The following is a 14,513-nucleotide window of genomic DNA, read 5'->3' on the forward strand; positions in this document are numbered from 1 at the left end:
AACGCCCTTTTGCTTCCTGACCTGTTCCAAAGAATTCGGCGTCGGCCTTGTGGACGGACGCCCAACCAAAAGGAACATAATCATGGACGTCATCCTTCTCGAACGCGTCTCCCGCCTCGGCCAGATGGGCGATACCGTCAAGGTCAAGGACGGTTTCGCCCGCAACTTCCTGCTGCCGCAGGGCAAGGCGTTGCGCGCCAACGAAGCCAACAAGAAGAAGTTCGAAGGCCAGCGCGCCCAGCTCGAAGCCCGCAACCTTGAGCGCAAGTCGGAAGCCGCAGAGGTTGCCGAAAAGCTGGACGGCAAGAGCTTCATCGCCGTTCGCTCGGCCGGTGAGACCGGTCAGCTCTACGGTTCGGTGTCGACGCGCGACATCGCCGACCTGCTGACCGCGGAAGGCTTCACGGTCAACCGCAACCAGATCCAGCTCAACCAGCCAATCAAGACCATCGGCGTCACCAATGTGGCGATCGCGCTGCATCCGGAAGTCGAAGTCACCATAACGCTCAACATCGCCCGCACGGCTGACGAAGCCGAGCGCCAGGCCAAGGGCGAGACGCTGACCACCGCCGAAGCCATTTATGGCGACGACATCAACGACAATGCGCGGCCGGAAAACTTCTTCGATCCGAATGCCGAGTTCGAAGGCGGCGAAGAAAACGCCTGATCACATACGCTCCGAGCGCCGGACCGGCGCTCCGATCGTGCTGTCGATTTCCAGTCATTTCTGGACCAATGCCCGGGCCTCTCGCCCGGGCATTTTTGTGCCAAAAGGAACTTTTCGAAACCCTATATATTGATGCAGAGTAGGACAGCCTGTCTGACCGTGAGGGGACACCGGACCATGAATATTCTGTTGAAGCGCGTTCTCGACCGCCTGGTGCGCACGGGCAGCCTCAAGGTAACCGGGCCGAAGGGCACGACGTTCATCTTCGGCGACGGCAGCGGCGAGCCGGTGCACATGCACATCAAGACCAGGCATGCCGAGCGCGCCATCACCTTCGATCCGATGCTGGCGGTGCCTGAATCCTATATGGACGGCGAGCTGGACATTCTCGAAGGCGGCGTGCTCGGACTGATGCGCATTGCCTTCCAGAACATGGGCAGCGGCGGCATCGACGCGACATGGTCGAAAGCCATTGAGGGCCTGCGCCACGCCTTCCGCCGCCTGCAGCAGATCAACACCGCCGCTCGCTCGCGCCGCAACGTGCAGCGCCACTACGATCTGTCGGGCGAGCTTTACCGGCTCTTCCTCGATGAGGACATGCAGTATTCCTGTGCCTATTTCGAGCAGCCGGACATGACGCTCGACGAGGCGCAGGCCGCCAAGAAACGTCATATCGCCGCCAAGCTCAGGCTGAAGGCTGGCCAGACGGTGCTCGACATCGGCTCCGGCTGGGGCGGGCTCGGCCTCTATCTGGCCAAGGCCTTCGATGTCGACGTGCAGGGCGTGACGCTGTCGACGGAACAGCATGGCGTCGCCACCGACCGGGCCCATGCGCAAGGGCTGGAAAACCACGTCCATTTCGAACTGAAGGATTATCGCGAGCTCAACGAACGCTTCGACCGCATTGTCTCGGTCGGCATGTTCGAGCATGTCGGGGTCAACCATTACCGCACTTTCTTCGACAAGGCGGCAACATTGCTGAAGCCTGATGGCGTCATGCTTTTGCACACGATCGGCCGCTCCGGCGTGCCGTGGGCGACCAGCGCCTTCATCCGCAAGTATATTTTCCCGGGCGGCTACATCCCGGCGATGTCCGAGGTGCTGCCGGCGATCGAGAAGTCCGGCCTCGTGGTCACCGACGTCGAGATCCTGCGGCTCCATTATGCCGACACGCTGAAGCATTGGGGCCAGCGCTTCGCCGCCAACCGCGACAAGGCAAAGGCGATCTATGACGAACGCTTCTGCCGCATGTGGGAGTTCTATCTGGCCGCCTCGGAAGCTGCCTTCCGTTGGCAGGACTTGGTGATTTTCCAGTTCCAGATCACCAAGAAGAACGACACGCTGCCGATGACGCGCGACTATATGGCCAAATGCGAGAAGGCGCTGGAGTTGCGCGACATGGGCCGCCGCGAGGCGGCTCCTGTCGAGAAGTCCGCCAAGCCCGCCCGCCGACGCAAGGTGGCGGAATAGGGACAGCGCTGACGGGACGCATTATTGGCGCTTGCCATTGCAGGCTCCTGCCCCGAAAAAGGCCTCGTGATCGTCGCGAGGCCTTTTTTCATGACCTATCTCCTCTACACAGCCGCGGCGCTTGCCGAGATCGCCGGCTGCTTTTCGGTGTGGGCGTGGTGGCGGCTGGAGAAATCGCCGCTCTGGCTGCTGCCTGGCTTTGCCTCTCTGATTGTGTTCGCCTGGCTTCTGGCGTTGGTCGACACCAATGCAGCCGGCCGCGCCTATGCCGCGTATGGCGGTATCTACATCGCTGCCTCGCTCGCCTGGTTGTGGCTGGCCGATGGCGTGCGGCCCGATCGCTGGGACCTTGCCGGCGCGGCGCTCTGCATGGCCGGCGCCTCGATTATCCTGCTTGCACCCAGGGGGGCATAGGCCATGGAGCTGCCGGGCGCTCTTCGACAGGGTGTCGATCGCCTTTTGGAAAAGGTGGCGCTGCCGGACCTGAAGCAGGCGGCGAAAACCCTGTCCGACCGCTACCGCGCCGAATTGCGCGACGGTCGCCTGCATATGGCGCAGGACATGGCGGTCAAGGCCTATCTGGCGACGCGCATGCCGGCGACCTACGCCGCGGTCCGCGCCAGCCTCGATGCGCTCGCCGAAGCCCGGCCGGATTTCACACCCGCGACCTTGCTCGACGTCGGCGCCGGCCCCGGCACCGTGCTTTGGGCCACCAGCGATCTCTGGCCTGACCTGGAACTGGCCACGCTGCTTGAGGCGAGTGCCGCGGTGCGCAAGGTCGGTGAGACGCTTGCCGCCAATGCGATCACGGCCCAGACCGTCTGGCGGGCCGGCGATGTCACGACCGACATTGCCGACCTCCAGTCCGCCGACCTCGTCACATGTGCCTATGTGCTGGACGAGATCGCGCCGACGTCCCTGCCCAAAATGGTCGACCGGCTATGGCAACTCACCAAGGACACGCTGTTGATCGTCGAGCCGGGCACGCCGGCGGGCTGGCTGCGCATTCTAGCTGTACGCGCACAATTGATCGCGGCCGGCGCGCATGTGCTGGCGCCCTGTCCGCACGAGGCGCCCTGCCCGCTCAACCCGCCGGACTGGTGCCACTTTTCCCGCCGCGTCGCCCGCTCGCGCCTGCACCGCCTGGCCAAAGAGGCGGAAGTACCGTGGGAAGATGAGAAATTCATCTATGTAGCCGCTTCGCGCCAGCCGGCTGCCTTCCGCGCCGCGCGGGTCGTCGCGCCGCCGAAATCCGGTTCCGGCAAGGTCGTGCTCAAGCTTTGCGAGGCAAATGGCAGCGCCGGCGAAAGGCTCTTCACCAAGCGCGACGGTGACGCGTTCAAGGTGGCGCGGCGGGCGGATTGGGGCGATGCACTGGCATGAGGATGAAAGAGACACGACAGCCCCGCAATCCGGTGTCGCCAGCGCTCACTTTCCTGTTTTGTTCTCCTGCGAAAAACGCTAAGTTGCCAACTCTCGATTCGAGTCAATTGCGATTCTTTCCACGGAAAAATTTTGGCTGTGAATCGCGAGTACCAAAGCCGCTTCTTCACGGGCTGTTGCAGATAAGTCAGCACTGACTTGTCCAGTTCTGATATCGACAGACGGGGATCGAAATCGGGGACATCATGGCAGAGGCAGCACGAAAATTCGGCGTGGCGGAGCAACCGCTCTATCGCGAATCGCCCAACAACATCGAGGCCGAGCAGGCGCTGCTTGGCGCTATACTTGTCAATAACGATGCCTTCTACCGGGTGTCCGACTTCCTGAAGTCCGGCCATTTCTACGAACCCCTGCACCGCAAGATCTTCGATGTCGCGGCCGAGCTGATCCGCATGGGTAAGGCGGCGACGCCGATCACGCTGAAGACCTTCCTGCCCGCCGACGAAAAGGTCGGCGACATGACGGTGGCGCAGTATGTGGTGCGGCTGGCGGTGGAAGCCGTCACCGTCGTAAACGCCACCGACTACGGCCGCGCCATTTATGATCTGGCGACGCGCCGGGCGTTGATCACCGTCGGCGAGGACATGGTCAACATCGCTTATGACGCCCCTGTCGACATGTCGCCTTCCGAACAGATCGAGGACGCGGAGCGCCGCCTGTTCGAGCTGGCCGAGACCGGGCGCTATGACGGCGGCTTCGAGAGCTTCACCGACGCGGTCAAGACCGCGGTCGACATGGCCAACGCCGCCTATATGCGTGACGGCGGTCTGTCGGGCCTCGCCACCGGCATGCGCGATCTCGACCGCCGCATGGGCGGCCTGCAGTCGTCCGATCTGATCATCATCGCCGGCCGTCCAGGCATGGGCAAGACATCACTCGCCACCAACATCGCCTTCAACATTGCCGAGATGTATGAGCCGGCGCAGCAGGCCGATGGCTCATTCAAGGCGGCCAATGGCGGCGTGGTCGGTTTTTTCTCGCTCGAAATGTCGTCCGAACAGCTCGCAACCCGCATCATTTCCGAACAGACGGAAATTTCGTCCTCCAAGATCCGCCGTGGCGAAATCAGCGAAATGGACTTCGAAAAGCTGGTCGCCTGTTCGCAGACCATGCAGAAAATCCCGCTGTTCATCGACCAGACAGGCGGTATTTCCATTGCCCAGTTGTCTGCCCGCGCGCGTCGTCTGAAGCGCCAGCGCGGCCTGGACCTGATCGTCATCGACTATATTCAGCTGATGCAGGGCTCATCCGCCAAGTCTTCGCAGAACCGCGTGCAGGAAATCACCGAGATCACCACGGGCCTGAAGGCGCTGGCCAAGGAGCTGGCCGTGCCGATCATCGCGCTGTCGCAGCTGTCGCGTCAGGTCGAAAGCCGCGACGACAAGCGTCCGCAGCTCTCCGACCTGCGCGAATCCGGTTCGATCGAGCAGGACGCCGACGTCGTCATCTTCGTCTATCGCGAGGAATATTACCTCAAGAACCGCGAGCCGAAGCTCGGCACCGAGGAATACGTCAAGTGGGAAAACGAGATGAACGAGATGCGCGGCAAGGCCGAGGTGATCGTGGCCAAGCAGCGCCATGGGCCTACGGGCTCTGTCACGCTCGCCTTCCACGGCGAATTCACCCGCTTCTCCGATCTCGCGGAAGAGCACCACATCGCGGAAAGGTTTGAGTAGCCTCTTGCCAGCGATCTCACCAATAGCAACGGGTCTCGGCGCCCTACGGCGCCCCCCTCTGTCCTGCCGGACATCTCCCCCGCACGGGGGGAGATTGGCTGTCGCGTGCGGCGCCCGCCAGAGGGCGGGAAGGTAAAGCGTGGTCAAATCCCGCGTCCAGTTCATCTGCCAGAATTGCGGCTCGGTGCATCAGCGCTGGGCCGGCAAATGCGATGCCTGCGGCGAGTGGAACACGCTGGTCGAGGAAGGCACATCTGGCGGCATCGGCTCGGGTCCTGCCAACACGCGCAACGCCCGCAAGGGCCGCGCGGTGGTGCTGACCACACTTTCAGGCGATATCGAGGACGCGCCGCGCATCATCTCAGGTATCGGCGAACTCGACCGCGCCACTGGTGGCGGTTTTGTTCGGGGCTCTGCACTTCTGGTCGGCGGCGATCCCGGTATCGGCAAATCGACGCTGCTCACCCAGGCCGCGGCCGCACTTGCCTCCAAGGGCCATCGCATCGTCTATGTCTCGGGCGAAGAGGCAGTTGCCCAGATAAGGCTGCGTGCGCAGAGGCTCGGCGTCGCCTCGGCGCCGGTGGAACTCGCGGCCGAAACCAATGTCGAGGATATCCTTGCCACGATCGCCGACGGCAAGCGGCCCGATCTGGTCATCCTCGATTCGATCCAGACGCTGTGGACCGACCTTGCCGATTCGGCGCCGGGCACCGTCACACAAGTGCGCGCCGCCGCGCAGGCGATGATCCGCTACGCGAAATCCACGGGTGCCGCGATCGTGCTGGTCGGCCATGTCACCAAAGAAGGCCAGATCGCGGGTCCGCGCGTGGTCGAGCACATGGTCGATGGCGTGCTCTATTTCGAGGGCGAAGGCGGCCACCACTTCCGTATCCTGCGCACGGTGAAGAACCGCTTCGGACCGACCGACGAGATCGGGGTCTTCGAAATGTCGGACAAAGGTCTGCGCGAGGTCTCCAATCCATCCGAGCTTTTCCTTGGCGAACGGCACGCGAAATCACCGGGAGCAGCGGTTTTCGCCGGCATGGAAGGCACCAGGCCGGTTCTGGTCGAAATCCAGGCGCTGGTCGCGGCCTCCTCGCTCGGCACGCCGCGCCGGGCGGTGGTCGGCTGGGACGGCGCGCGGCTGTCGATGATCCTGGCAGTGCTGGAGGCACATTGCGGTGTGCGTTTCGGACAGCATGACGTCTACCTCAACGTCGCGGGCGGCTACCGCATCAGCGAGCCGGCGGCCGATCTCGCGGTCGCCGCCGCACTGGTTTCCTCGCTCACTGGTCTTGCCCTCTCCGCCGATTGCGTCTATTTCGGCGAAATCAGCCTTTCGGGCGCGGTGAGGCCGGTTGCGCATGCGCAGCAGCGTCTCAAGGAAGCCGAAAAGCTGGGTTTTGGTAGCGCGGTTCTGCCCGTGGGCAGCGAGGAACTTGCTGGGGGGATTGGGGCCGGCGCTTTCCAGCCCACCGAGCTTGCCGACCTCGTGGCGCGCATAGCCGGCTCACGGCGCGGCCGTGCCGACGATGAAGAATGACGCGGCTCGTCGAGTCGTGAACAAGAGATCGGAGTGGGGCCAAAAACATGCCGATTACGCTGCTTGACGGAATTCTCGTCGGCTTCACCCTGGTCTCGGCGATGCTCGCCATGGTTCGCGGCTTTTCGCGCGAGGTGCTTTCGGTCGTCTCCTGGGCGGCAGCGGCGGCGGCGGCCTTCTTCTTCTACAAACCGGTCCTGCCCTACCTGAAGCCCTATATCGACAATGAGAAGATCGCCATGGCGGCGGCCGCAGGCGTGGTCTTCATCATCGCGCTGATCGTCGTCTCGGTCATCACCATGAAGCTTGCCGACTGGATCATCGATTCGCGCATCGGCGCCCTCGACCGCACGCTCGGCTTCCTTTACGGCGCCGCGCGCGGCGTCCTGGTCGTCGCTGTCGCGCTGCTGTTCTTCAACTGGCTGGCCGGCGCCAAGGCCCCGGCCTGGGTCACGGAAGCCAAGTCGCGGCCGCTGCTGGAACAGATCGGCGCCAAGCTCGAGAGCCTGCTGCCAGAGGACCCGGAAAACGCCATCCTCAAGAAGCTCAATCCGAATCAGCCGGCCGCCGAGACCCCCGTCGCGCCCGACGCACCGGCGGCGGATGCACCAGCCGGCGGCGACGACGCCAATGCGCCGGCGCCCGACGACAACGACGCCGGTCCTGCCGACAACACCGCCAAGCCGGCGCCAGCGCCGGCGAATTGAGGTCCGAACGAGGCGTCTGGCGATCGATCCATGTAGACGACCGCACGCGGTGCGTTGCTTTCGACGCGCGACCGCCTTATATGGCGATTTTAGCGGAGCTTAAGATGGCAGACGCAGACGACGTGCTTTCCGCCGAGGCTGACGATCATTTTCATGACGAGTGCGGTGTGTTCGGCATCTTTGGCCGGCAGGACGCGGCGGCCATCGTCACACTCGGTCTGCATGCGCTGCAGCATCGAGGTCAGGAAGCGGCCGGCATCGTCTCCTATGACGGCACCCAGTTCCATGTCGAACGCCATGTCGGCCTGATCGGCGACACCTTCACCAAGCAGCGCGTCATCGACAGCCTGCAAGGCAACCGCGCCATCGGCCACACGCGCTACGCGACCACCGGCGGCGCCGGCATGCGCAACATCCAGCCCTTCTTCGCCGAATTGGCCGATGGCGGCTTTGCCGTCGCCCATAACGGCAACCTCACCAACGCCATGACGGTGCAGCGCGCGCTGCAGAAGCAAGGCGCGATCTTCTCCTCCACCTCCGACACAGAGACGCTTTTGCATCTGGTCGCGACCAGCAAGGAGCGCGACCTCAATTCGCGCTTCATCGACGCGGTGCGCCAGGTCGAGGGCGCCTTCTCGCTGGTGGCGATGACGGCCAAGAAGATGATCGGCTGCCGCGATCCGCTCGGCATCCGCCCGCTGGTGCTGGGCGATCTCGACGGCGCCTGGATCCTGGCCTCCGAAACCTGTGCGCTCGACATCATCGGCGCGCGTTTCGTGCGCGACCTGAAGCCCGGCGAGATGGTCGTCGTCACCTCCAAGGGCATTGAGAGCCTGTTCCCGTTCGAACCGCAGAAGACCCGCTTCTGCATCTTCGAATATGTCTATTTCGCCCGACCCGACTCCTCGGTCGAGGGCCGCAATGTCTATGAGGTGCGCAAGCGCATCGGCGCGGAACTGGCTCAGGAAAATCCAGTCGACGCCGATATCGTCGTACCGGTGCCGGATTCCGGCACGCCGGCGGCAATCGGCTTCAGCCAGGCGGCGGGCATTCCCTTCGAACTCGGCATCATCCGCAACCACTATGTCGGCCGCACCTTCATCCAGCCCGGCGATTCGATCCGCCATATGGGCGTCAAGCTCAAGCACAACGCCAATCGCCGCATGATCGAGGGCAAGCGCGTGGTGCTGGTCGACGACAGCATCGTGCGCGGCACCACCAGCCAGAAGATCGTGCAGATGGTGCGCGACGCCGGCGCCAAGGAAGTGCACATGCGCATCGCCTCGCCGCCGACCAGCGCATCGTGCTTCTATGGGGTCGACACGCCGGAGAAGTCGAAGCTGCTGGCTTCGCGCATGTCGGTGGAAGAGATGGCCGAGTTCATCCGGGTCGATTCGCTCGGTTTCCTCAGTATCAACGGTCTCTACCGCGCCGTCGGCGAGGCCAGCCGCGACGACGAGCAGCCGCAGTTCTGCGATGCATGCTTCACCGGCCAGTACCCGACCCGCCTGCTCGACTTCGAAGGCCACGACAATGTGCGCACGCTGTCGCTGCTGGCGACAAGCGGCTCGTAGAATTGCCGGACCGTCATCAGCCTTAGCCAGAGTTCCGGAAGCCATCGCATGACCCTCGACCTTACGGGCCGCGTCGCGGTCGTCACCGGCGCCTCGCGCGGCATCGGCTATTTCATCGCCAGGGAATTGGCTGCGGCCGGCGCGCATGTCATCGCGGTTGCCCGCACCGTCGGCGGGCTGGAAGAACTCGACGACCAGATCAAGGCGGCCGGCGGCCAGGCGACATTGGTGCCGCTCGATCTCGCCGACATGGCCGGTATCGACCGGCTGGGCGGCGCCATCCACGAGCGCTGGGGCAAGCTCGACATCCTCGTCGCCAATGCCGGCGTGCTTGGCGTCATCTCGCCGATCGGCCATGTCGAGGCCAAGACCTTCGAAAAGGTGATGACCATCAACGTCACCTCGACCTGGCGGCTGATCCGCTCGGTCGACCCGCTGCTGCGGCTTTCGGATGCCGGCCGGGCGATTATCCTGTCGTCCAACGCGGCGCATTCGGCGCGCGCCTTCTGGGCGCCTTACGCGGCATCAAAGGCGGCGGTGGAGACCATGATGCGCTCCTGGGCGCATGAGACGCAAAGTCTGCCGCTGCGCGTCAATGCAGCCGACCCCGGCGCCACCCGCACCGCGATGCGCGCACAAGCCGTGCCCGGTGAGGATCCCGAGACATTGCCGCACCCCTCCGAGATCGCCAAACGCATCGTGCCGCTGGCCAGCCCGGATCTCAAAGAGACCGGCCTGATCTTCCAGGCCAAGCACAACCGCTTCGTCGCCTACCGACAACCGGAATAAAAGCCGGTTCGAAATGGATTAAAACAGCCTTCGGCTACGTTCTTCTGACGTAGGACATTCGAAACCGGAGGACCGACATGCCAAGACTAGCCATCGTTGCCGCCACCGCCCTTGCCGCCGCTCTTGGAGCTACGGTGGGCGTGGCCGTTTCCCAAGATACCAAGATGAGTTTCTTCGTCACCAGCGTCGGCTCCGGCAAGGGCGGCGATCTCAGCGGCCTGAAGGGCGCGGACACCCATTGCGCGTCGCTGGCGGAAGCCGCCGGCGTCACCGGCAAGACCTGGCACGCCTATCTCTCGACCAGCACGGAGGATGCGCGCGATCGCATCGGCAAGGGGCCCTGGTTCAACGCCAAGGGCGCCAAGATCGCCGATGATGTCGCCTCGCTGCACAGCGACGCCAACGGCATCACCAAGCAGACCGCGCTGAACGAGAAGGGTGAGACGGTCAACGGCCGCGGCGATACGCCCAACCGGCACGACATGCTGACCGGCTCCAAGCCCGACGGCACCAGGATCGCCGACCAGACCTGCGGCGACTGGACGATGAGCGGCTCCGAAGGGGCGGCGATGATGGGCCATCACGACCGCACCGGTCTCGACGATTCGGCGGCGGCGAAGTCGTGGAATTCTTCGCATGCCTCGCGTGGCGGCTGCAGCCAGGAGGCGCTGAAAGGCACAGGCGGCGACGGCCTGTTCTATTGCTTTGCGACCGACTGAACCACGGCGGAGGGCAATACCGCAGCTAGGAACCCGACGGATCATCACGCGGCTGTGATCTGAGGGGAGAAGCCGCTGGGCGGTCATGCTTTCGTCATTTCCGAGGAGTTGTTAGGATCGAGCGAATCCCGCAACGAGAGCCCGATCTGGGCAGAACAAGGAAAACTCCATGGCTACGACCGCAGCATTGGTCTGGTATCTGGTAATCGCCGGCCCGCAGGGCGGCATGGTCGTGCTGCCCAGCACCTTCGACAAGCGCGAACAGTGCACCGCCGCCATCACCGAGTATCAGAAGCAGCCGACACCCGCCGGCTGGTCCGTGCAGTGCGTGCCGAGCGCCTCGCCCTTCACCGACGAAGGCGACGCCGAAGAGCCGGCAGCTCAGTAAGCATCAGATATCACAAGGCCCGCGACCGCTGCCGCGGTCCTTGTGATTCATCACCGCGCGCTCACCGTCAGTTCCGGCTTCTGGTTGATGGTCTGGAACACCACGCAATAGCGCTCGGTCAGCTTCAGCAGCGAATCAATGCGCTCCGGAGGCTCCGCCGTGTCGAGATTGAAATTGAGCCGAATGGCGCGAAAGCCGACCGGCGCATCCTTGGCGACACCAAGCGTGCCGCGAAAATCAAGGTCGCCTTCGGCTTCAACGGTAGCGGCGCCGAGCTTGAATTCGAGCGCCGTCGCGACCGCCTTCAGCGTCACCCCGGCGCACGCCACCAGCGCCTCGAGCAGCATGTCGCCGGAGCACAGTTCGAGCCCCGAGCCGCCTGTTGCCGGATGAAGGCCGGCGATTGCCAACGCCCTGCCCGTCTCCACCTTGCAGGCCACCGACTGTTCGTCGATCGAGCCCTTTGCCCTTAGCGTGATCAGTGCTTGCGTGGCGTCGTCGCGGTAGGCCTGCTTCAGCGGCGCCTGCATGGCCTTCAGCTCGGTTGCGTCCATTTTCGTTCCTCCGACAGGCTTTCTGCCTTGATAGCATGGTCCTGCGAGACGTGTGAGGCAATCCAAACATGACGACCCAAGCTGTCAGGAACTGGTTTCGGCGGAAACAACAGCAGTGGGCGCGCCATCGTCTGATCCCTTTGACTTCATCCGCCTCGGCCATAGCTATGCGGGAGTCTTTTCCGCGGAGGTCTCATGCGTTCCAAGCTGAAACTCGTCTCCCTTGTCCTCTTCATGCTTGCCGGTTTCGCGCAGCCTCTCCTGGCCGAAACGGCGGAGCGGCCGGCACCCGCGGGCGGCGTGCTTTCACTGCTGCCGTCACCTGAGATCACCGACCATTCGATCACCATTGGCGGACGCAGCCTGCGGTATCAGGCAAAGGCCGGCACGCTTCCGCTGCTCTCCGGCAAGGGCGAGATCACGGCGGAGATCTTCTATGTTGCCTATACGCTGAAGCCGCGGGAGAGCGTGGCGACGGAAGCACTGCGGCCAATCACCTTCGTGTTCAACGGCGGCCCGGGCGCCGCTTCAGCCTATCTGCATCTCGGCGCGCTCGGACCGCGCGTCGTGGCGACCGGAGCCGGCGGGGAATTCCTCCCCTCGCCGCAAAAGCTCATCGACAATCCCGACAGTTGGCTCGACATGACCGACCTCGTCTTCGTCGACCCGGTGGGAACCGGCTACAGCCGCGAGGCGCCCGGCCAGGATACGCACGACTTCTGGGGCGTCAGCCAGGATGCCAGTTCGATCGGCGCCTTCATTAGGCTCTATCTCGCCCAAAACAGCCGCATGGGATCTCCGCTGTTCCTCGCCGGTGAGAGCTATGGCGGGTTCCGCGCGGCACTGCTTGCCAGGACGCTGCAGGAAGATATCGGCATCAGCCCGAGCGGCATCGTGCTGATCTCGCCGGCGCTGGAATTCACCCTGGTGCAGCCCGACGAATTCGAGCCGCTGCATTGGGCTCTCGAACTACCCTCCCTCGCCGCGGTTCGCCTGCGCAGTGAAGGTGTCAGCGGCGACACTTTGCGGAAAAAGCTCGCCGAGGTCGAGCATTATGCACTTGGCGAGTACCTCAGTGCGCTCACCAGTGGGCTGGAGCAAGGCGGACGGCTGGCGGGTGATCGCGTGGCCGAGATCACCGGCCTGCCTCTCGACCTCGTTCACCGCAACTTCGCCCGCGTCCCGACCTCGCTCTTCGCAAGGGAGTTTGGCCGTGCCGCGGGCAAGGTGCTCAGCCCCTATGACGGCATGATCGCGACGGCGGACATCGCTCCCCAGAGTGCCCGTATCGCTGGCCCCGATCCGGTGCTGGACCGTAGTGTGCCGGCGCTGACCTCGGCCTTTGTCGCTTACGCGCGCGACGAGCTGAACTTTCGCACCGATGTCAGCTACCGCTTGCTGAACGGCGATATCAGCCACAACTGGAACTACGGGACGAGCGCCTCGCGCCAGGGCTATGCCGGTGTGATGGATGATCTGCAACGGGCGCGGTCCTTGAATCCCGCGCTGGGCGTCGTCATCGTCAATGGCTACACCGATCTCGTCACTCCCTATCTGGCGTCGCGTTATCTGGTCAGCCAGATCCCGTCGCTCGCCGGCGCCAGGCCGATCCGCCTCGACGTCGTTGAAGGTGGGCACATGATGTATCTCGAACCGGACGGACGGCGCGCGCTGAAGCAGGCCGCTTCGGAGCTTTACCAGGCAACCCAGTAGCCAACGGGACATCGAGTCTCCGGGCAACCAAGGCCCGGCGCCGATGCAGGACCGGTGGCCGGTGCAGTGATCAAGCTGTCCCAAATGGGACATTGACGGACAAGGTCCCAAAACCGTCTGATCGGGCGAGGTTTCGTCATTCCATTTCCCGGTGGTCCCACAATGTCACATACGCTCTCGACCACACCGAGGCAGGATGGGTTTCGCGCCCCTGGCGAATTCGAGCCCAAATCGGGCTGTTGGCTGATCTGGCCAGAACGGCCGGACACCTGGCGGCTGGGCGCCAAGCCCGCGCAGAGGCTGTTCGCCAATGTCGCTGCGGCGATCGCACAAAGCGAGCCGATGACGGTGGCGGCGTCCAGCCGCCAGTGGCAGAACGCAAGAGCGCGATTGCCCAGCCATGTGCGCGTCGTGGAAATGTCGACCAATGATTCCTGGCTCCGCGACAGTGGCCCCAATTTCGTCGTCAATGATCGAGGCGAAGTGCGCGGCGTCGATTGGATCTTCAACGCTTATGGCGGTTTCGACGGCGGCCTCTACTCGCCTTGGGATCTCGACGACCTCGTGGCGCAAAAGGTCCTCGATATCGAGAGGATGGACCGTTATCGCGCACCGCTGATCGCCGAGGGCGGCGGACTGCAATGCGACGGCCAAGGCACGCTCATCACGACCGAGCAGTGCCTGCTCAATCGCAACCGTAATGCCCATCTCGGAAAGGCGAAGGTGGAACAACAGCTTGGCGACTATCTCGGCGTCGACAAAATCATCTGGCTGCCGCGCGGTTTTGCTTTCGACGAGACGGATGGCCATGTCGACGACCTCTGCTGCTTCGTTCGTCCGGGCGTTGTGGCGCTGAGCTGGACCGACGAGCGGGACGATCCGCAATATGAGATCGTACGCGAAGCCGAAGAGGTGCTGCGCTCGGCCCGCGACGCGCGTGGCCGTCGCCTGGAGGTTCATCGGCTGCACCATCCCCTGCCGATCGAGATGACGATGGAAGAAAGCGAGAGCGTGGACCGGGTCGATTCGACCTGGGCACGGCCGACCGGCAACCGGATCGCGGCGAGTTACATCAACTATTATCCGGGCAACAGCGTCGTGGTCGTGCCGGAATTCGGCTGCAATCTCGACGGGAAGGCAAAGCAACAGCTGGCCACGCTGTTTCCCGATCACAAGCTCGTCGGCATCGAGAACTCCCGCGAAATTCTGCTCGGAGGCGGCAATGTCGCCTGTATCACGTTACCCGTTTATGCGCCCCACCGGCGTTGAG

General features: G+C 63.7%; 14 protein-coding genes. 13 read left to right on the forward strand and 1 reads right to left on the reverse strand.

What is annotated here, in order from left to right:
- Positions 1-82 precede the first annotated feature (82 nt).
- The 11 genes from rplI (at position 83) to MESAU_RS23515 (ending at position 10,976) form a co-directional block, all read left to right on the forward strand.
- On the forward strand, positions 83-667 hold the full coding sequence (rplI, locus tag MESAU_RS23465; protein WP_015318509.1) for a 50S ribosomal protein L9: 585 nt from the start codon (positions 83-85) through the stop codon (positions 665-667).
- Between the two features lie 177 nt (positions 668-844).
- Positions 845-2,137 (forward strand): cyclopropane fatty acid synthase, encoded by a 1,293-nt coding sequence (locus tag MESAU_RS23470; protein ID WP_015318510.1) that lies wholly within the window; start codon positions 845-847, stop codon positions 2,135-2,137.
- 90 nt (positions 2,138-2,227) lie between these two features.
- Entirely contained in the window at positions 2,228-2,551 is a 324-nt protein-coding gene (locus MESAU_RS23475) for a YnfA family protein (RefSeq protein WP_015318511.1), read from the forward strand.
- A 3-nt stretch (positions 2,552-2,554) separates the two neighbouring features.
- On the forward strand, positions 2,555-3,520 hold the full coding sequence (locus MESAU_RS23480; protein WP_015318512.1) for a small ribosomal subunit Rsm22 family protein: 966 nt from the start codon (positions 2,555-2,557) through the stop codon (positions 3,518-3,520).
- 245 nt (positions 3,521-3,765) lie between these two features.
- Positions 3,766-5,256: a replicative DNA helicase gene (locus MESAU_RS23485; protein ID WP_015318513.1), complete on the forward strand. Its 1,491-nt coding sequence runs from the start codon at positions 3,766-3,768 to the stop codon at positions 5,254-5,256.
- A 139-nt stretch (positions 5,257-5,395) separates the two neighbouring features.
- Complete coding sequence (radA, locus tag MESAU_RS23490; RefSeq protein WP_015318514.1) at positions 5,396-6,799, forward strand: DNA repair protein RadA; 1,404 nt, start codon at positions 5,396-5,398, stop codon at positions 6,797-6,799.
- 47 nt (positions 6,800-6,846) lie between these two features.
- Complete coding sequence (locus tag MESAU_RS23495; protein ID WP_015318515.1) at positions 6,847-7,506, forward strand: CvpA family protein; 660 nt, start codon at positions 6,847-6,849, stop codon at positions 7,504-7,506.
- 104 nt (positions 7,507-7,610) lie between these two features.
- A complete protein-coding gene (gene purF, locus MESAU_RS23500; protein WP_015318516.1) occupies positions 7,611-9,080 on the forward strand; it encodes an amidophosphoribosyltransferase in 1,470 nt (489 codons plus the stop codon).
- Between the two features lie 48 nt (positions 9,081-9,128).
- The gene (locus MESAU_RS23505; protein ID WP_015318517.1) at positions 9,129-9,869 is read left to right on the forward strand and encodes an SDR family NAD(P)-dependent oxidoreductase; all 741 of its coding nucleotides are present in this window, start codon (positions 9,129-9,131) and stop codon (positions 9,867-9,869) included.
- 77 nt (positions 9,870-9,946) lie between these two features.
- Positions 9,947-10,588 carry a hypothetical protein gene (locus tag MESAU_RS23510; RefSeq protein ID WP_015318518.1) on the forward strand — a complete coding sequence of 214 codons (642 nt, stop codon included), beginning with the start codon at positions 9,947-9,949 and terminating at the stop codon, positions 10,586-10,588.
- 169 nt (positions 10,589-10,757) lie between these two features.
- A complete protein-coding gene (locus tag MESAU_RS23515; protein WP_015318519.1) occupies positions 10,758-10,976 on the forward strand; it encodes a hypothetical protein in 219 nt (72 codons plus the stop codon).
- Between the two features lie 50 nt (positions 10,977-11,026).
- Here the strand turns inward: MESAU_RS23515 and MESAU_RS23520 are convergent, their stop codons facing one another.
- Positions 11,027-11,530, reverse strand: coding sequence for an OsmC family protein (locus MESAU_RS23520; RefSeq protein WP_015318520.1), 504 nt, complete (start codon positions 11,528-11,530; stop codon positions 11,027-11,029).
- A 195-nt stretch (positions 11,531-11,725) separates the two neighbouring features.
- Between MESAU_RS23520 and MESAU_RS23525 the strand changes: the two genes are divergently transcribed.
- Complete coding sequence (locus MESAU_RS23525) at positions 11,726-13,243, forward strand: S10 family peptidase (RefSeq protein WP_015318521.1); 1,518 nt, start codon at positions 11,726-11,728, stop codon at positions 13,241-13,243.
- Positions 13,244-13,405: 162 nt separating this feature from the next.
- Positions 13,406-14,512 (forward strand): agmatine deiminase, encoded by a 1,107-nt coding sequence (aguA, locus tag MESAU_RS23530; RefSeq protein WP_015318522.1) that lies wholly within the window; start codon positions 13,406-13,408, stop codon positions 14,510-14,512.
- The last annotated feature ends 1 nt before the right edge of the window (position 14,513 follow it).

Source organism: Mesorhizobium australicum WSM2073 (assembly GCF_000230995.2).
Lineage (GTDB): Bacteria > Pseudomonadota > Alphaproteobacteria > Rhizobiales > Rhizobiaceae > Mesorhizobium > Mesorhizobium australicum.